Origin of the sequence: Heyndrickxia sp. NPDC080065 (assembly GCF_050281185.1) — a bacterium.
Taxonomy (GTDB): domain Bacteria; phylum Bacillota; class Bacilli; order Bacillales; family Bacillaceae_C; genus Heyndrickxia.
This window is the reverse complement of sequence record NZ_JBNNWS010000004.1, coordinates 192,315-210,987: the sequence shown is the minus strand read 5'-3', so window position 1 is coordinate 210,987 and position 18,673 is coordinate 192,315. Positions and strand designations below refer to the sequence as shown.

The window sequence follows — 18,673 nt, the reverse complement described above, 5'->3', positions numbered from 1 at the left end:
AGAAGATGATATGGGGAAAATTGCATTTGTTTTTCCAGGACAAGGGTCCCAAACAGTCGGGATGGGAATATCTGTAACAGAAGAAAACGATCAAGCAAAATCTATTTTTGAAAGTGCAGATCGTCGTCTTGGATATTCATTATCGGATATTATTTTTAATGGCCCAGCGGAGCAATTGACATTAACGACAAATGCTCAGCCGGCATTACTAACAACAAGTATTGCCATTTTGAAATGCCTTGAAGAAGCAAGAATCCAGGCAGATTATGCTGCCGGTCATAGTTTAGGTGAGTATACTGCTCTTGTTGCTGCAGGTGCTATTGGGTTTGAAGATGCAGTATATGCTGTCCACAAACGTGGTGAATTTATGGAAGAAGCAGTTCCAAATGGGGAAGGGACAATGGCTGCAGTTCTCGGTATGGATCGGGAAGCTTTACAAAAAGTAACGGAAGAAATAACAGCCCAAGGTCATTCTGTTCAATTAGCAAATCTCAATTGTCCAGGGCAAATTGTTATTTCAGGTACAGTAAAAGGAGTAGAACTTGCTTCGGCAACTGCAAAGGAAAATGGGGCAAAACGGGTACTTCCTTTACAGGTTAGCGGCCCATTCCATTCAGAATTAATGAAGCCTGCGGCACAGAAATTTGTAAAAGTTCTTGATGAAATTGAAGTACAAGATTCAAAGATTCCTGTAATCGCAAATGTTTCTGCAGCACCTATGAATCAAGCTGCCGATATTAAAGAAAAGCTAATTGAGCAACTGTATTCTCCAGTATTATGGGAGGATTCTATTGTTAAAATGCTGGACTTAGGTGTCGATACATTTATTGAAATTGGGCCTGGTAAGGTATTATCTGGTTTAATCAAAAAAATTGATCGAAATGCAAAGACATATGCTGTGCAAGATTATGAAAGCTGTAATCAAGTTATCAATGAAATTAAATCTAAGATGTAGTTTTACATTATTTGATTGGGGGAGAAACGATGTTACTTGAAGGGAAAGTTGCTTTAGTAACTGGTGCATCACGAGGAATCGGTCGTGAAATCGCATTGGGGCTTGCAAGAGAAGGGGCAAATGTCGTTGTAAACTATGCAGGTAGTGAAGCCCGAGCAAAAGAAGTGGTTGAAGAGATCATTGCTTTAGGAAGAGAAGCAATAGCGATTCAATGTAATGTTGCAAATAATGACGAAGTGCAAGATATGATTAAGAAAACAATTGAAACATTTGGAAAGCTTGATATTCTCGTAAACAATGCCGGAATTACAAGAGATAATTTGTTGATGAGAATGAAAGAGGATGAATGGGACGATGTTATTAACACGAACTTGAAAGGTGTTTTCCTTGTTACTAAAGGTGTAACACGTCAAATGATGAAACAACGCTCAGGTAAAATCGTTAATATTGCTTCCATTGTTGGTGTAAGTGGTAATCCTGGACAAGCAAATTATGTAGCGGCTAAATCTGGTGTTATTGGACTGACAAAAACAACGGCTAAAGAACTTGCGACTAGAGGGATAAATGTCAATGCTGTTGCACCTGGTTTTATTACAACAGACATGACAGATAAGCTTACTGAAGAAGTGAAAACTGAGATGCTTAAACAAATCCCATTAGCACGTTTTGGAGATCCGAAGGACGTAGCAAGTGTGGTTGTTTTCCTTGCATCCTCTTCCTCTGACTATTTGACAGGGCAAACCCTTCATGTAGACGGTGGAATGGTTATGTAATTCTACTAATAGTGTGAGTTTAGAGGTGGAAAGAGGAAAGATAAAAAAACCACTCTAGCGGTAGAAGTTTCTCTTTATTATTTTTACAATATCCACTATAATGTCTTGAGGGGAGGTGAACCATATGGCAGATGTGTTAGAGCGTGTTACGAAAATTATCGTGGATCGTTTAGGTGTTGAAGAATCTAAAGTTACTTTAGAAGCTTCTTTTAAGGATGATCTAGGTGCAGATTCCCTTGACGTAGTAGAATTAGTAATGGAATTAGAGGATGAATTTGACATGGAAATTTCCGACGATGATGCTGAAAAAATCGCAACAGTGGGTGACGCTGTAAATTACATACAAGCAAAAGCATAATCGTTCTATATTTGATCAGATGTCCCGTTTATTAATAAACGGGACTTTTTCCATTGTCTAGCTGTGGCTGCTAGCCTCCGCTTATCTTTTTAAGATGGAAATTTTAATTGCCCTTTGCACTTCTGATGTTTTTCTAATAAAATTTATATGTGTGTTCAAAAAGGAGGACAATAAGAGCTGAGAAGTTCAAGGAAACGTAGACTCCGAAATTCGATAGCTATTTTTCCCGAACTTTTTGAACAACTTAATATGTATTTTAAATATGAAAGTAATACAAGGTGGATGACCCATGCGAAAAATAAATCGAGATAAAGAAAAACAAATATCCTTAAGAATAGATGAAAAGTTTAAACTTTTCCAAGAGGAAATAGGTATACATTTCAAACAAGTAAAGCTACTGAAGCAAGCATTTACACATTCATCATATGTGAATGAGCATCGCAAAAAACCACATGCTGATAATGAACGACTTGAATTTTTAGGTGACGCTGTATTGGAATTAACCGTTTCACAATTTTTGTATAATAAATACCCGACAATGAGTGAAGGGAAGCTAACCAAATTACGAGCAGCCATTGTTTGTGAGCCATCATTAGTAACTTTTGCAAACGACTTGAAATTTGGCGACCTTGTCTTATTAGGAAAAGGCGAGGAATTAACTGGTGGGCGAACTCGACCAGCACTGCTCGCGGATGTATTTGAAGCATTCATCGGAGCACTTTTTTTGGATCAAGGTCTTGAAACGGTTATCTCTGTTTTGGAAAAAGTTGTTTTCCCTAAAATAAATGCTGGTGCTTTTTCTCATGTGATGGATTATAAAAGTCAACTGCAAGAATTTATACAAAAAGATGCTTCAGGAGCACTTGAATATACTGTCCTTCAAGAACGCGGCCCTGCACATAATCGCGAATTTGTCTCACGCGTGACATTAAATGGGGCAGAATTAGGTATGGGGACAGGCAGATCCAAAAAAGAAGCGGAACAGCATGCTGCACAAGTGGCATTAAGTAAGCTTAAATCGCCAGTTTCTGAATAATCATCGATGCCCTTTTCCTTCTTACAAATAAAGATGAGAAAAAATAAAATTTAGGGGGGAGAAGCTTGTTTCTTAAACGATTAGATGTTGTAGGATTTAAATCATTTGCAGAAAGAATAGCGGTTGAATTTGTTTCAGGTGTAACTGCTGTTGTAGGACCAAATGGAAGTGGAAAAAGCAATATCATAGATGCAGTAAGATGGGTTCTTGGAGAACAATCAGCAAAATCACTTCGTGGAGGGAAAATGGAGGATGTCATTTTTGCCGGAAGTGATTCTAGAAAGCCATTGAATTTTGCAGAAGTTACTCTGACTTTAGATAATGAGGATCATCAATTACCAATTGACTATAATGAAGTCAGTGTAACAAGAAGAGTCTATCGCTCGGGGGATAGTGAATTCTACATTAATAAACAATCCTGCCGTTTAAAGGATATCATCGACTTATTTATGGATTCCGGCCTTGGAAGAGAAGCATTTTCCATAATAAGTCAAGGTAAAGTCGAAGAAATATTAAATAGTAAAGCTGAGGAACGCCGTACGATTTTTGAGGAAGCCGCTGGGGTTTTAAAATATAAAACACGTAAAAAGAAAGCTGAATCGAAGCTAAATGAAACCGGTGAAAATTTAAATAGAGTAAACGATATTCTTCATGAGCTGGAAAATCAAGTAGAACCTTTAAAGATTCAAAGTTCTATAGCAAAAGATTATTTAGATAAAAAAGAAGAGCTTGAAAATTTTGAGGTAGCTCTCACTGTTTATGAAATTGAGGAATTAAATAGTAAATGGGAGTCACTTAAACAACAACTTGAAATTCATCAAGATAAGGAAACGGGACTTTCTTCTCAGGTACAAAAGGAAGAAGCAATTTTGGAACAAATGAGAGATAAGGTCGCAAGTCTTGATGAATCAATAAATGTTTTACAAAATGTTTTGCTCTCGGCTACTGAAGAGCTAGAAAAGCTTGAGGGAAGAAAAGAAGTTTTAAAAGAAAGAAAGAAGAATGCAAGTAATAATAAAGAGCAGCTTGAAAAAAATATTCAAGAGATGTCCAGTAAATTAATTAAAATTGAAGAACAAAAAAAATCGGTGATTTCCGAGTACGAAAACAATACGAGCTCTGCCTCCAATTTAAAAAAGGTCCTTAAAGAAAAAAACGAGCTTGTCAATCAATTTGATATCAATATAGAAGAAACAATCGAATCTCTAAAAAGCGATTATATTGAACTTTTAAATGAAAAAGCAACTACTCGTAATGAGCTTGCTCTATTAGAACAACAACTTCAGCAACAAGAAGCGAAAAACCTTAAGCTTGAAAATGATAACAAAAAATTCATTGAACAAAGAAAAATGATTACCGAGGAGAAAAAGAAAACTAGTACAGATCTTGAACAGATTGGAGTTCAAGTTGAGGAACAAATTAGTGCATATCGGGAAAAACAAAAGGCACTAGAAACTTTAAAAAATCAATATCAAAAGCAAGAAACGACTCTATATCAAGCATTTCAATTTTTACAAAAAGCAAAATCTCGAAAAGAAACACTCGAAGAAATGGAAGAGGACTATACAGGTTTCTTCCAAGGTGTACGTGAGGTATTAAAAGCGAGATCAACTAAGTTGTCTGGAATTGAAGGTGCGGTGGCGGAGCTTATTCAAGTACCGAAGCCATATGAGCTTTCCATTGAAACTGCATTAGGTGGTGCAATGCAAAATATTGTAGTTTTAACAGAAGTTGATGGAAGAAAAGCGATAGAATACTTAAAGAAAAATCGTTTTGGCCGGGCTACATTCTTACCTATGAATATTATTAAGGGTAAAGGATTACCGTCTAATCAATTAGAACTAATTCGTACACATGATGCTTTTGTTGGGATTGCCGCTGATATTGTAGAAGTAGATTCGAAGTATCATTCGATCATATCCAATCTCCTAGGTAATGTAATCATTACGAAAGATTTGCAAGGTGCAAACAATATTGCCAAGCTATTACAATTTCGCTATCGCTTAGTTACTTTAGATGGGGATATCGTTAATCCTGGAGGTTCAATGACAGGAGGAGCCTCTAAGCAATCATCTACTTCGTTAATAAGCCGAAAAGGCGAGTTAGAAGAGTTAAAAGAGAAAACGCTAATAATGGAAGAAAAGACTTCTCAACTTGAACATCAAGTTAAAGAATTAAAACAAAATGTGATTAAATGTGAAAATGATCTGGAGGAAATGAGACATCTTGGTGAACAGTTCCGTCTAAAAGAGCAAGAATTGAAGTCTGAAATGAGACAAATAGAGCTGGCAGAGAAAAATTTAAATGAAAAACTTCAGATTTATGACATGGAGCGTTTAGAGTCAAACACCACTGCTTCAAATGTGGATCAGCGAATGAAAGAGCTAACAGAGCTTTTGGCACAGATTACTGATAAGCTTGAGGAGCTAGATAAGGAAATTGAAAAGCAAACTGCTAAAAAAAATAATCAAATATCCTCTAAAGATGAATTGTTATCTCAAATTAGTGATTTAAAAGCCGAATTAGCCGTTAAAAATGAACAGCTTGTATCCAATCGTGAAAAGACTAAAAATATACAAGCCGAATATGAGGAAACTTTGAATAAAAAGCGCGGATTTGAAGAAGAGCTTAGCTGGCTGAAAGGTGAAATGTCCAGTAGTCATACTGGTGAAGAAGAACTCTCTTTAGCAGCAGAAAAGAAATTAATAGATAAAAATGAAACGACAAAGCTCATCTCCATCAGACGAGAAGAGAGAATGCAGTTACAATCTCAACTTGAAGACGCTGAATTAAATATTAAAGAGCTCAAACGTCAGCATAAAGGGTTAGTTGAGGTCGTTAAAGATGAAGAGGTAAAAATTAATCGTTTAGATGTCGATTTAGAAAATAGATTAAATCGCTTACGGGAGGAATATATGCTGACCTTTGAAGCGGCAAAGGAACAGTACCCTCTTCAAACTAACTTGGAGGAAGCTAGAAAACGTGTAAAACTAATCAAGCTGGCTATCGAGGAACTTGGAACGGTCAATATCGGTGCGATTGAAGAATATGAACGTGTATCAGAGCGATATCGATTTTTAATGGAACAACAAACAGATTTAGTTTCTGCAAAGGAGACACTTCTTCAAATCATTGATGAAATGGATGAAGAAATGAAAAAGCGTTTTAAAGAAACATTCGCAGCTGTACGCTTTCATTTTGAACCAATTTTTAAAGAGCTATTCGGTGGTGGCCGAGCTGAATTAAAATTAACAAACCCCGATGATTTATTGAATACAGGAGTGGATATTGTTGCTCAACCACCTGGTAAAAAACTGCAAAATTTAAGTCTTTTATCAGGGGGAGAACGTGCATTAACAGCTATTGCCTTATTATTTGCTATTTTAAAGGTTCGTCCTGTACCTTTTTGTATATTAGATGAGGTTGAGGCCGCTTTAGATGAAGCAAATGTTTACCGTTTTAGTAAATTTTTAAAGCAATTTAGTCAAGAAACACAATTTATCGTTATTACTCACCGAAAAGGAACCATGGAGGAAGCAGATGTTCTTTATGGAATAACGATGCAGGAATCTGGAGTATCAAAACTTGTTTCGGTAAGGCTGGATACAACAAAGGAATTGGTCGAATCATAGTAATTTTAAAGCTTTGTTAAAGCTATTTTTTAGTTGGCTATATGAATATAGGGAGCGATTGAAAATGAGTTTTTTTAAAAAATTGAAGGATAAATTTACAAAATCCGCCGATTCTGTAACTGAAAAGTTTAAAGATGGCTTAACGAAAACAAGAGATAATTTTGCGAATAAGGTCAATGATCTTGTAGCCCGATATCGTAAAGTGGACGAAGACTTTTTTGAAGAATTAGAAGAAATTCTGATTCAAGCGGACGTTGGATTTAATACTGTTATGGAACTAGTAGAAGAATTAAGAATGGAAGTGAAAAGAAAGAATATACAAGACCCTGCTGATGTACAATCTGTTATTTCTGAAAAGCTAGTAGAAATATACCAAGGTAGTGAAGAAACGCCTAATGAATTAAATATTCAAGAAAATGGATTAACTGTTATTTTATTTGTAGGTGTAAATGGTGTAGGAAAAACGACAACAATTGGTAAATTAGCACATAAATTTAAAAGTCAAGGCAAAAAAGTCTTACTGGCTGCAGGAGATACATTCCGCGCAGGAGCGATTGACCAATTAGAGGTTTGGGGATCTAGAGTAGGTGTCGATGTCATTAAACAAGGAGAAGGTTCAGACCCTGCTGCTGTAATGTTTGATGCTATTCAAGCAGCACAAGCACGTAAGGCAGATATCTTATTATGTGATACAGCAGGACGCTTACAGAACAAAGTAAATTTAATGAATGAACTTGGGAAAGTAAAACGAGTAATTGAAAGAGAAGTACCTGGTGCACCGCATGAAGTTCTTTTAGTGCTTGATGCAACAACTGGTCAAAATGCAATGATTCAAGCAAAAACGTTTAAAGAAGTAACCGATGTATCAGGAATCGTTTTAACAAAACTTGACGGAACTGCTAAAGGCGGGATTGTTCTTGCGATTCGTAATGAACTCGAAATTCCAGTGAAATTTGTCGGTTTAGGAGAAAAAATGGATGACCTCCAAGAATTCGATGCAGAAAAATATGTTTATGGCCTTTTCTCAAATATTATCGACCAAAACGAAGAATAAAGGATTTTTACTTGACAAAAATCTTTACTCTATGTATTCTACATATGTAAAGGTTTTTCACTTAACATTGGAGGGAAGCATATGCTAGAGAAAACAACGAGAATGAATTATTTATATGATTTTTACCAATCGTTGTTAACTCCAAAGCAACGTAGTTATATGTCCCTCTATTATTTAGACGATTTCTCACTTGGAGAAATTGCTGAAGAATATGAAGTTAGCAGGCAAGCTGTGTTTGATAATATCAAGCGGACAGAATCAATGTTAGAGGAATATGAAGAAAAACTACTTTTATTCCATAAGTTTCAAGAGCGAAAAGTAATACTTGAAAAAATGAAGAAGGCACAAGAAACATCCTCGTTAGAAGAACTTTCTGGGCTTATTGAAGCGCTTGAGAAATTAGAATAGGAGGCGGTGTGAATGGCATTTGAAGGACTAGCCGACCGACTTCAGAACACAATACAGAAAATACGCGGCAAAGGAAAAGTATCGGAAAGTGACGTAAAAGAAATGATGCGTGAAGTACGTCTTGCCTTACTTGAGGCGGATGTTAACTTCAAGGTTGTCAAGAATTTCGTCAAAAAGGTTAGTGAGCGTGCTGTTGGACAAGAGGTCATGAAAAGCTTAACTCCTGGACAGCAAGTTATTAAAGTGGTTAAGGAAGAACTTACCGACTTAATGGGTGGGGAGCAAAGCCAAATTGCTGTATCCAAGCGTCCACCTACTGTAATTATGATGGTTGGACTTCAAGGAGCAGGTAAAACAACTACAACTGGTAAACTAGCTAATCTTTTGCGAAAAAAATATAATCGCAATCCTTTATTAGTTGCTGCAGATATTTATCGTCCTGCTGCCATTAAGCAGCTTGAAACTCTTGGGAAGCAGCTTAATATGCCTGTATTCTCTTTGGGGGATCAAGTGAGCCCAATTGAAATTGCTAAGCAAGCCATTGAAAAAGCAAAAGAAGATCATAATGATTATGTATTAATCGATACAGCAGGTCGTTTGCATATTGATGGCGAACTGATGAATGAGCTTAAAGAAATCAAGGAATTATCAAATCCTGATGAAATTTTCCTCGTTGTTGATGCAATGACCGGTCAAGATGCGGTTAATGTTGCTGACAGCTTTAATGAACAATTAGGCATTACTGGAGTTGTTTTAACTAAGCTTGATGGTGATACCCGTGGCGGTGCTGCATTATCGATTCGTTCTGTCACTGAAAAACCTATTAAGTTTGTAGGTATGGGTGAAAAATTGGATGCATTAGAGGCTTTCCATCCTGAACGTATGGCTTCTCGTATTTTAGGGATGGGAGATATGCTTTCTCTAATTGAAAAAGCACAGGCTAATGTGGATGAGGAAAAAGCAAAAGAGCTTGAACAAAAATTGCGTACAATGAGCTTTACGTTCGATGATTTTCTGGATCAGTTGGGCCAAGTTCGCAAAATGGGACCACTTGATGAACTTTTAAAGATGATGCCGGGTGCTAATAAAATTAAAGGTATGAGTAATCTTCAAATTGATGAAAAACAAATTAGTCATGTTGAAGCCATCATTCAATCAATGACTAAAAAGGAAAAAATCAATCCAGAAATTATGAATGCCAGTAGAAAGAAGAGAATTGCGAAAGGAAGCGGAACTTCAGTACAAGAAGTAAACCGTCTTTTAAAGCAATTTGAAGAAATGAAAAAAATGATGAAACAAATGACAGGAATGCAGCAAAAAGGGAAACGAAAAGGTTTTAAATTTCCTTTTATGTAATGAGATTTTCAATAATTAATGATATAATATGAAGTGTTAAGAAAAAACACTTTACAAACATATCACTTATTTGATAATATACTATCTTGTGTAAAACTATTCGGAGGTGCTATTTAAAATGGCAGTAAAAATTCGTTTAAAACGTATGGGAGCAAAAAAATCTCCTTTCTATCGTATTGTAGTAGCTGATTCTCGTTCACCTCGTGATGGACGCTTTATCGAAACAGTAGGAACTTACAATCCAGTTGCACAACCAGCTGAAGTGAAAATCGATGAGGAATTAGCACTTAAATGGTTGCAAAATGGTGCAAAGCCATCTGACACAGTTCGTAATCTATTCTCTAAACAAGGCATCATGGAAAAATTCCACAACGTTAAATACAGCAAGTAATCGTGAATTCGATGAAAGAGCTGATATTAACGATTGTGAAGCCCCTTGTTGATTATCCTGATGAAGTTACTGTTCATGAAGCTGAAGAGGATCATCAAATCATCTATAAGCTTTCAGTTAATAAAGAGGACATTGGTAAAGTCATTGGGAAAAAGGGGCGTGTTGCAAAAGCCATTCGTACTGTTGTTTATGCTGCAGCAGGTTCCAAGCAACATAAGAAAATTCATTTGGAAATTATCGAATGATATCAAGGACATGTTCTTTGATAGAGTATTGATGAAAAGGGAGGGGTAAATTCCTCCCTTTTTGTTTATAAAAAATTCAATATGATAGACATACATATACCCCGCATAAACTCCTTATTATTTTTAATGTAAGAAAACAATCAGTATATAACTATTTCATAAAAAAAATTATTAAATAAATTAAATAGTAAAATATAAGGAGGGAGAAGATGCAGTTATTACAAACGGTAACAATTAAACAGGTTTTAACAGAAAAAAGTAAAAAAGAACTTCAACATTCATACCATCAAAAAAAAATTTTGCTTCAAAAGGAATGTGACCAATTAAGATTTGAATTAAAAAAGTTAGAAAGAACTAAAAAGTTTTCTCCAGCAAGTTTAAAATCCCACTTTGAAAAGGAAATTAATAATAGAAAAGAAAAAATTAAATTAATTGATTTTCAAATGGAACAGCTAAATATATTACCTCTCGGAAGTGAAATTAAAGAGCAGGAGGTACAAGCAATCATTAATGTAGCAGTGGGTGATGATTGGGAGGAAATTTCTAGTGAGAAAATGATTATCGTAAAAGATGGTACCATCATAGAAATACGTTAGAGGTGATTATATGAGCCAGTGGTTTAATGTTGGGAAAATCGTTAATACGCATGGACTGAATGGAGAAGTGCGTGTGATATCAAAAACGGATTTTGCAAATGAACGCTACCAGAAAAGCAATATCCTTTATTTATTTATGACTGAGAATGAACCCATTCAATTAACTGTTAAAAGTCATCGCACCCATAAAAATTTTGATTTATTATGTTTTGAAGGGTTTACAAATATTAATGATGTTGAAAAGTGGAAGAATGGAATTTTAAAAATTAAAAAAGAGCAATTAACTTCTTTAGATGAAGGCGAATACTATTTTTATGAGATTGTTGGCTGTAAAGTAGTAACGAATGATGGAGAAGAAATTGGGACCGTGAAAGAAATATTAACACCCGGTGCAAACGATGTATGGGTTGTAAAAGGAAACAAGGGAAAGGAATATTTAATTCCATTCATTGATGATATTGTTAAAAGTGTAAATGTGGAAGATAAGATTATTACAATTGAACCGATGGAAGGTTTATTATCATGAAAATAGATGTACTTACACTGTTTCCGGAAATGTTCAATGGTGTTTTTGGTTCTTCTATTTTAAAAAAAGCCGCAGAAAAAAATGCTGTTCAATACAATGTGATTAACTTTCGTGATTTTGCTGATAACAAGCATCAAACAGTTGATGATTACCCATATGGCGGCGGAGCTGGTATGGTTTTAAAACCACAACCCATTTTTGATGCGGTCGATAAGCTATGCCTAGATAATGAAAATAAACCAAGGGTTATCCTGCTTTGTCCTCAAGGAAAGGTTTTAACTCAAAAAATTTCAGAGGAATTAGCAAAGGAAGAGCATCTAATTTTTGTTTGTGGACATTATGAAGGTTATGATGAACGAATTAGAGAGCATGTCGTCACCGATGAAATATCAATCGGAGATTATGTTCTAACCGGTGGAGAGCTAGGCGCCATGGTAGTGATTGATAGTGTAGTAAGGCTGTTACCAGGAGTCTTAGGAAATGAAAATTCTCCTATTTTAGACTCTTTTTCATCAGGACTTTTGGAACATCCACATTATACACGTCCAGCTGATTTTAGAGGTATGAACGTTCCTGAGGTTTTATTATCAGGAAATCATAAAAAAATAGATGAATGGCGAGAAAAAGAATCCTTAAAACGAACGTTTCAAAGAAGGCCTGATTTACTAGAAACCTATCCGTTAACAGAGCAACAAAAGAAGTGGATTAGCGAATGGAAGAAGAATGAATAAAAGGATAAAAGTAAAAGAGTATATTGCAATAGAGATATTGATATGATATGATGTTACTTGTGATTTATTTAAAATAGGTCACATTAAAACGATGTTCCGCTGCATTAAAGAGACTGTATGAGCATCTGTTGGAAGGAGTTGAATTCGATGCACAAAATTATTGAAGAAATTACAAAAGATCAACTTCGCTCTGATATCCCTTCGTTCCGTCCTGGTGATACTGTACGTGTTCACGTTAAAGTTATCGAGGGTACTCGCGAACGTATCCAGCTATTTGAAGGTGTTGTTATTAAGCGCCGTGGTGGTGGAATCAGCGAAACTTTTACAGTTCGTAAAATTTCTTATGGTGTTGGTGTTGAACGTACTTTCCCTGTTCACACTCCTAAGATTGCGAAGCTTGAAGTCGTGCGTCGCGGTAAAGTTCGCCGTGCTAAACTTTACTACCTACGTAATCTACGTGGTAAAGCTGCTCGTATTAAAGAAATTCGTTAATAATGAAAAGAAGCTAGAGTATCTTTTAACGATAACTATAGCTGCTATTCAAAAGACAAAAGGGGCTTGGAGACAAGCCCCTTTTCGACTTTATTAATTTGAAATTGGATAATAACTTATTATAAGTAATAAACTAGTATAAAGAATATTTACACATTTATTGGTTTTGCTGATATATTTATATATATAGCTTGGCAATTTTACATAGGTGGTGGAGAAATGTCAAAACAAAAGAATGAATTATGGGAATGGACAAAAGCGTTGCTTATTGCAGTAGCACTTGCATTCATTATCCGATATTTTTTATTTGCACCAATAGTAGTAGATGGATCATCCATGATGCCAACCTTACATAATGGCGACCGAATGATTGTAAATAAATTAGGTAAGCCTCAGAGATTTGATATTGTAGTATTTCATGCACCTGAAAAGAAAGACTATATAAAAAGAGTAATCGGCCTGCCAGGCGATAAAATTGAATATAAAAATGATACTTTGTACATAAATGATAAAGCATATAAAGAGCCTTATTTGGATCAGTATAAAAAGGCTTTAAAAGAAGATGATTTAGCTGAAGGTCCCTTAACACAAGATTTCACCTTGAAAGACATTATTGGAAAAAATACCGTTCCAGAAGGCGAAATATTTGTAATGGGTGATAACCGTCGAGGAAGCAAAGATAGTCGACATATTGGAACGATTCCAATAAAAAAAGTAATTGGTGATACAAAATTAATTTACTGGCCAATATCAGATATTCGGTTTGTAAAATAAATAAGTATGGAGTTGAATGCAAATGACGATTCAATGGTTTCCGGGACATATGGCGAAAGCTAGAAGGGAAGTTACTGAGAAACTAAAATTGGTTGATATCGTCTTTGAATTGGTAGACGCAAGAATTCCGGTTTCCTCTGCAAACCCAATGCTCGAAGACATAATACAGCAGAAACCACGTTTAATTTTATTAAATAAGGCTGACATGGCTGATCGAGAAATGACTAAGAAATGGCTGGATTTTTACTCAGATCATGAAAAGAAAGCCTTAGCTATAAATTCCCAAGCTGGCAGTGGACTACATGAAATTGTAAATGCTGCACAAGAAATATTAAAGCCTAAATTTGATCGTATGCGGGCAAGAGGTATGAAGCCAAGAGCCATTCGGGCAATGATCATAGGGATTCCAAATGTAGGGAAATCTACCTTGATTAACCGTCTTGCGAAAAAGAATATTGCCAAAACAGGTAATACACCCGGAGTAACGAGATCACAGCAATGGATAAAGGTTGGAAAGGAACTTGAATTATTGGATACACCAGGTATATTATGGCCCAAATTTGAGGATGAAGAAGTTGGGTATAAATTAGCTTTAACCGGAGCAATTAAGGATACCATATTAAACCTACAGGATATCGCTATATATGCCTTACGTTTTCTTGAAGAAAATTATCCGAATCGACTAAAGGAAAGATATAATTTATCTGAGGTTCCTAAAGAAATTATCGATCAATTTAATCATATCGGATTATTGCGCGGCTGTTTAATGTCAAAAGGGGAAGTAGATTACGATAAAACAGCTGAAACGATCATACGCGATATTCGTTCTGATAAACTAGGTTCATTATCATTTGATCTACCAAACGATCATATTGAAAGCTAATTCCCTCTTTTGAGGGTTTTTATTTTTTAAATTAGGCTGTTTTCGTAAAGTTTGTTGCTTTTTTTGTGATATTGTATTAACTATCTGAGTTGATTGTAGCGGAGGGCACTTGACACCTGCGGGAAAAAGAGGGAAGTGGGAGACCCCGCAGGCGGTAACGCCGAGGAGGCTCCCATCCCTCCCCGCGGAAAGCAAGTGTCTGGAGCGGAAATCAACGGACTAAGTTTATAGTCTAAAAACAACAATTTATACGAAAAGAGCCTTAAATTAACAAGTTAAGAGGATTATGATGAAAACAAATACAATTAAAGAAATAGCTGAATACCTAAAAAAAGTTCAAACCCTAGACGATCCATTTATGAAAGATTTATTAAATGATGAACGAAAAGGCGTTCAAAAGCTAGTTCGACAATGGATAAAGGAACAAGAGCAAAAAAAAGCCAAGCGTGAAAAGTTTGATCAGATGATGAAATATGAAAAGAAAATGAAAAAACAAGGGTTCCAACACATAGCGGGAATTGATGAGGTTGGCAGAGGTCCCCTTGCTGGACCGGTGGTTTCTGCCGCGGTTATTTTACCGGATCATTTTTATTTGCCAGGGATAAATGATTCAAAACAATTATCAGAAACAAAACGCGAGGAATTTTATGAAGTTATTATAAATGCAGCCATTGCCATTGGCACTGGTATAATTTCAGCAGAGGAGATAGATGTAGTTAACATTTACGAAGCAACAAAAAAAGCAATGTTGGCAGCCATTGGTACCCTCGATACAACGCCTGATTATTGTTTAATTGATGCAATGAAACTAACAATGCCAATTCCCTATACTTCTATCATTAAAGGTGATGCAACAAGTGTGTCTATAGCAGCAGCTTCCATAGTTGCAAAGGTGACAAGAGATCGGCTAATGAAGCAATACGGGGAAGAATACCCTGAATACAAATTTGAAAATAATATGGGATATGGAACAAAAGAACATCTATTAGCCCTCGAAAAATATGGTCCTTGTCCAATTCATCGAAAATCCTTTGCACCTATTAAAGACTTTGTTTAATAATTATAAAAGGCTGTTTTCGAATAGGTTTTTAAAATCCTAATACCAATTTTACTTGATTTTAAAAACAACAAAGTTTATGAAAAAAGCCTATAAAAAAGATAACAAACTCCGTTCATATGAATGATGTTTGTTATCTTTTTGAAAGTAAATTTTGAGTGATATCATTTCTACAAAGATAATTGATAAATCTTTAATACGTCATTGCGATTTAGCTTGTTAAAATTACCAAACTCTCCATTAGCCATTGCTTTATCTGTTAATACATCAAGTTTACTATTATCAATGCCATAATCGGCTAATCTGGACGGTGCACCGATGCTGTTCCAAAATTCTCTAAGCTTTTCTATTCCTTCTAAGCCAGCTTCTTCATCACTTATACCTTCTGGGTTGACTCCGAATACACGGACTGCAAGTTGTTTGAAGCGTGAAGGCTTAACCATTAAATTATGCTTCATCCAGTTAGGGAACAAAATAGCTAGACCGCCACCGTGAGGAATATCATAAACAGCTGAAACCGCATGTTCAATATTATGGGTTGCCCAATCCCCTCTATATCCCATTGAAAGCATACCATTTAATGCCATTGTACCATTATATAAAATAGTCGCTCTATAATCATAATTTTCAAGGTCATTTATAAGTTTTGGAGCTATCTCCATCACTGTTAATAATAGTGATTCACACATGCGATCTTGCATCAAAGTGTTTTCGGTTAAATGAAAATAATGTTCGAGTACATGTGACATCATATCCACTATTCCATATACTGTTTGGTCTTTAGGAACGGTAAAAGTATTGACCGGATCAAGTATAGAAAATTTAGGGAATGTTACTGGACTTCCCCAACCATATTTCTCATTTGTTTCCCAGTTGGTAATAACGGATCCAGCATTCATTTCTGAACCAGTAGCAGCTATGGTAAGAATGGTTCCAAATGGAAGTGCTTCTTCAGCAAATGCTTTTTTTGTTACTAAATCCCAAGCATCACCATCATATTTCGCTCCGGCAGCAATGGCTTTCGTACAATCGATAACACTTCCTCCCCCAACTGCAAGTAGAAAGTCGATATTTTCGTTTTTACAAATGTCTATACCTTTTCTAACCGTTGAAATCCGTGGATTTGGCTCAACGCCTGCAAGCTCATATATTTCTGAGTCGATTTCTCTTAATGTATTAATGACTTGATTATAAAGTCCATTTTTCTTAATACTGCCGCCGCCATATACAAGCAGCACTTTCTTTCCGTACCTAGGTACCTCTATTTTTAATTGCTCAAGCTGATTTTTCCCGAAAATTAATTTTGTAGGATTCCAGTATGCAAAATTATCCACTATCGATCACTCCTTCAATCACATTATGTAATAGAGAGACTGAAAATGCAAAAACGACACAATTTTATTTTATGCTTCATTATTGAAAGTTGTAGATCTCTTTTCATTTTTCTTTAGGAAAATATAAAAAAAATACGAATAAAAATAAGTAAGAATGAACAATTGCGAGAGGGAGTGATGAGAGTGAGGCAAAAAGTAAAAAATCAAGTGGAGAGACTAGTAGGGAAAATCTTGTCTGATCAATCTTCTGATGGATCATGGCAATATCCATTCGATACAGGGATACTAACAGACTGCTATATGATCATCTTATTAAGAATGTTAGGGAACGAAGATGAAAAGTTAATCAAAGGTTTGGCAAAAAGAATTTTAAAAGAACAATATGATGATGGTGCCTGGAGATTATTTATTGATGAAGGAAGCGGGAATCTTTCTTTAACTGTCCATGCCTATTATGCACTCCTTTTATCTGGATATATAGAGAAAAATACTCCTAGTTTAATGAAAGCTAAAAAATTTATCCTCGAGAGTGGCGGACTTAATAAAATAAATATGTTTACGAAAATAATGCTTTCTATGACTGGACAATTAAAATGGGAATCTTCATTTCCGATTCCGATCGAAGCCATATTACTTCCAAAGAATTTCCCAATTAATTTCTTTGATATTTCCGTTTTTGGAAGATCCAATATGGCCCCTTTGCTAATTGTTGTAAATTACAAGTTTGTAATGAAGCCTGTCAACTCCCCAAATATATCTGAACTCCAGGTTAGAGGACAAGAATCACAAACTAATATTTGTGATGAAACTCGTTCTGTTTTTGATTTTATAGAACATGGAATCAATCAATTAGCAGGTTTGCATGAAGATTTGCACGAAAAGGCTTTGCAGTATTTAGAAAAATATATGATAGAACATATTGAGCCGGATGGGACTTTATACAGTTATTTTAGTGCAACCTTTTATATGATTTCCGCATTTTTAGCAAGAGGAGCAAGCAAAAATGACCCTAAAATAACGAAAGCCGTAAATGGATTAAAATCGATGATTAGCTATATTAATGGAGAACCACATTGTCAATATACAACCGCAAATGTTTGGAATACAGCGTTAATTTCAACCGCCATGCAAAATGCAGGCCTACCGTATACACATCCCAATATTTTAAAAGCAAATGAATACTTAATGGATCGTCAGCATACTAAGTTGGGTGATTGGGCGATTTATAATCCAAATATTTTACCAGGAGGGTGGGGGTTCTCAAATGTTAACACGATAAATCCAGATGTTGATGATACAACAGCTTGTCTTCGCGCAATTCATGCATTAGCTTTTCATAGATCAGATTACCGTCATGCATGGAACCGTGGGATTCAATGGATTTTATCCATGCAAAATGATGATGGAGGGTGGGCAGCTTTTGAAAAAAATGTTGATAATCCTCTAATTAAGCTGTTACCGTATGGGGAGGGATTATTAATGGATGCTTCTTCTCCGGACTTAACTGGAAGAACTTTGGAGTTTCTTGGGAGTTATACCAACATTAATAAAGACCATCCTCAAATTGAAAAAGGAGTAAAATGGCTGCTGAAAACACAGGATAATAATGGTTCCTGGAATAGTAGATGGGGAATCTATTACATTTATGGTACTTGGGCAGCAGTTTTAGGATTAACCTCAGTTGATATCCATACAACTCATCCGTCGATTGTAAGAGCTAAAAATTGGATTAAAAGTGTCCAAAATGACGATGGGGGATGGGGTGAATCCTGCAGAAGCGATAAAGAAAAGCAATATATCCCTTTAGGGGAAAGCACTTTGACCCATACAGCATGGGCACTTGATACTCTTATTGCTATTTCTAGTGCGGAATCTCCAGAAATTCAAAAGGGCATTAATTTTTTAATTGAAAATGCCGATATAAAAGATTGGAGAACCACTTATCCTAAAGGCCAGGGGCTTGGTGGGGAATTTTATATTTATTATCACAGTTATGAATATGTTTGGCCGCTTATGACCCTAGCAAATTACTTAAAGAAGTTTCATTAATTAATAAAATAGATTTTGTCTTT

19 protein-coding genes are annotated in these 18,673 nt (G+C 35.6%); 18 read left to right on the top strand and 1 reads right to left on the bottom strand.

Annotated features, from left to right (window positions below; translation table 11 throughout):
- The first annotated feature begins 10 nt into the window (after nt 1–10).
- From fabD to ACQKP0_RS06015, 17 genes are all read left to right on the top strand, one after another.
- On the top strand, nt 11–955 hold the full coding sequence (gene fabD / locus ACQKP0_RS06095) for an ACP S-malonyltransferase (protein ID WP_427404923.1): 945 nt from the start codon (nt 11–13) through the stop codon (nt 953–955).
- Nucleotides 956–984: 29 nt separating this feature from the next.
- Nucleotides 985–1,728, top strand: a complete 744-nt coding sequence (fabG, locus tag ACQKP0_RS06090; protein ID WP_427404922.1) for a 3-oxoacyl-[acyl-carrier-protein] reductase — start codon at nt 985–987, stop codon at nt 1,726–1,728.
- Nucleotides 1,729–1,852: 124 nt separating this feature from the next.
- Entirely contained in the window at nt 1,853–2,086 is a 234-nt protein-coding gene (locus ACQKP0_RS06085; RefSeq protein ID WP_427404921.1) for an acyl carrier protein, read from the top strand.
- Nucleotides 2,087–2,375: 289 nt separating this feature from the next.
- Nucleotides 2,376–3,122: a ribonuclease III gene (rnc, locus tag ACQKP0_RS06080; protein ID WP_427404920.1), complete on the top strand. Its 747-nt coding sequence runs from the start codon at nt 2,376–2,378 to the stop codon at nt 3,120–3,122.
- A gap of 65 nt (nt 3,123–3,187) precedes the next feature.
- Entirely contained in the window at nt 3,188–6,754 is a 3,567-nt protein-coding gene (smc, locus tag ACQKP0_RS06075; protein ID WP_427404919.1) for a chromosome segregation protein SMC, read from the top strand.
- Nucleotides 6,755–6,818: 64 nt separating this feature from the next.
- Nucleotides 6,819–7,808, top strand: a complete 990-nt coding sequence (ftsY, locus tag ACQKP0_RS06070) for a signal recognition particle-docking protein FtsY (RefSeq protein ID WP_427404918.1) — start codon at nt 6,819–6,821, stop codon at nt 7,806–7,808.
- A gap of 81 nt (nt 7,809–7,889) precedes the next feature.
- On the top strand, nt 7,890–8,216 hold the full coding sequence (locus ACQKP0_RS06065; protein ID WP_427404917.1) for a putative DNA-binding protein: 327 nt from the start codon (nt 7,890–7,892) through the stop codon (nt 8,214–8,216).
- 12 nt (nt 8,217–8,228) lie between these two features.
- On the top strand, nt 8,229–9,572 hold the full coding sequence (gene ffh / locus ACQKP0_RS06060; protein WP_427404916.1) for a signal recognition particle protein: 1,344 nt from the start codon (nt 8,229–8,231) through the stop codon (nt 9,570–9,572).
- Nucleotides 9,573–9,690: 118 nt separating this feature from the next.
- Nucleotides 9,691–9,963, top strand: a complete 273-nt coding sequence (gene rpsP / locus ACQKP0_RS06055) for a 30S ribosomal protein S16 (protein ID WP_055740439.1) — start codon at nt 9,691–9,693, stop codon at nt 9,961–9,963.
- Nucleotides 9,964–9,974: 11 nt separating this feature from the next.
- Nucleotides 9,975–10,208 (top strand): KH domain-containing protein, encoded by a 234-nt coding sequence (locus ACQKP0_RS06050; protein WP_427405024.1) that lies wholly within the window; start codon nt 9,975–9,977, stop codon nt 10,206–10,208.
- Between the two features lie 209 nt (nt 10,209–10,417).
- Complete coding sequence (locus ACQKP0_RS06045; protein WP_427404915.1) at nt 10,418–10,804, top strand: YlqD family protein; 387 nt, start codon at nt 10,418–10,420, stop codon at nt 10,802–10,804.
- Between the two features lie 10 nt (nt 10,805–10,814).
- Nucleotides 10,815–11,330: a ribosome maturation factor RimM gene (gene rimM / locus ACQKP0_RS06040; protein WP_427404914.1), complete on the top strand. Its 516-nt coding sequence runs from the start codon at nt 10,815–10,817 to the stop codon at nt 11,328–11,330.
- Complete coding sequence (gene trmD, locus ACQKP0_RS06035) at nt 11,327–12,061, top strand: tRNA (guanosine(37)-N1)-methyltransferase TrmD (protein WP_427404913.1); 735 nt, start codon at nt 11,327–11,329, stop codon at nt 12,059–12,061. The genes rimM and trmD overlap by 4 nt, the downstream gene beginning before the upstream one ends.
- 147 nt (nt 12,062–12,208) lie before the next feature.
- Nucleotides 12,209–12,553: a 50S ribosomal protein L19 gene (rplS, locus tag ACQKP0_RS06030; RefSeq protein ID WP_427404912.1), complete on the top strand. Its 345-nt coding sequence runs from the start codon at nt 12,209–12,211 to the stop codon at nt 12,551–12,553.
- 219 nt (nt 12,554–12,772) lie between these two features.
- Nucleotides 12,773–13,327, top strand: a complete 555-nt coding sequence (gene lepB / locus ACQKP0_RS06025; protein WP_427404911.1) for a signal peptidase I — start codon at nt 12,773–12,775, stop codon at nt 13,325–13,327.
- 22 nt (nt 13,328–13,349) lie between these two features.
- Nucleotides 13,350–14,210: a ribosome biogenesis GTPase YlqF gene (ylqF, locus tag ACQKP0_RS06020; RefSeq protein ID WP_427404910.1), complete on the top strand. Its 861-nt coding sequence runs from the start codon at nt 13,350–13,352 to the stop codon at nt 14,208–14,210.
- Nucleotides 14,211–14,499: 289 nt separating this feature from the next.
- The gene (locus ACQKP0_RS06015; protein WP_427404909.1) at nt 14,500–15,267 is read left to right on the top strand and encodes a ribonuclease HII; all 768 of its coding nucleotides are present in this window, start codon (nt 14,500–14,502) and stop codon (nt 15,265–15,267) included.
- Between the two features lie 170 nt (nt 15,268–15,437).
- On the opposite strand, the gene ACQKP0_RS06010 is transcribed toward ACQKP0_RS06015, so the two are convergent.
- Nucleotides 15,438–16,601, bottom strand: coding sequence for an iron-containing alcohol dehydrogenase (locus ACQKP0_RS06010; RefSeq protein WP_427404908.1), 1,164 nt, complete (start codon nt 16,599–16,601; stop codon nt 15,438–15,440).
- A gap of 177 nt (nt 16,602–16,778) precedes the next feature.
- Here ACQKP0_RS06010 and shc point away from each other — a divergent pair, with 177 nt between their 5' ends.
- Nucleotides 16,779–18,650, top strand: coding sequence for a squalene--hopene cyclase (gene shc / locus ACQKP0_RS06005; RefSeq protein ID WP_427404907.1), 1,872 nt, complete (start codon nt 16,779–16,781; stop codon nt 18,648–18,650).
- The last annotated feature ends 23 nt before the right edge of the window (nt 18,651–18,673 follow it).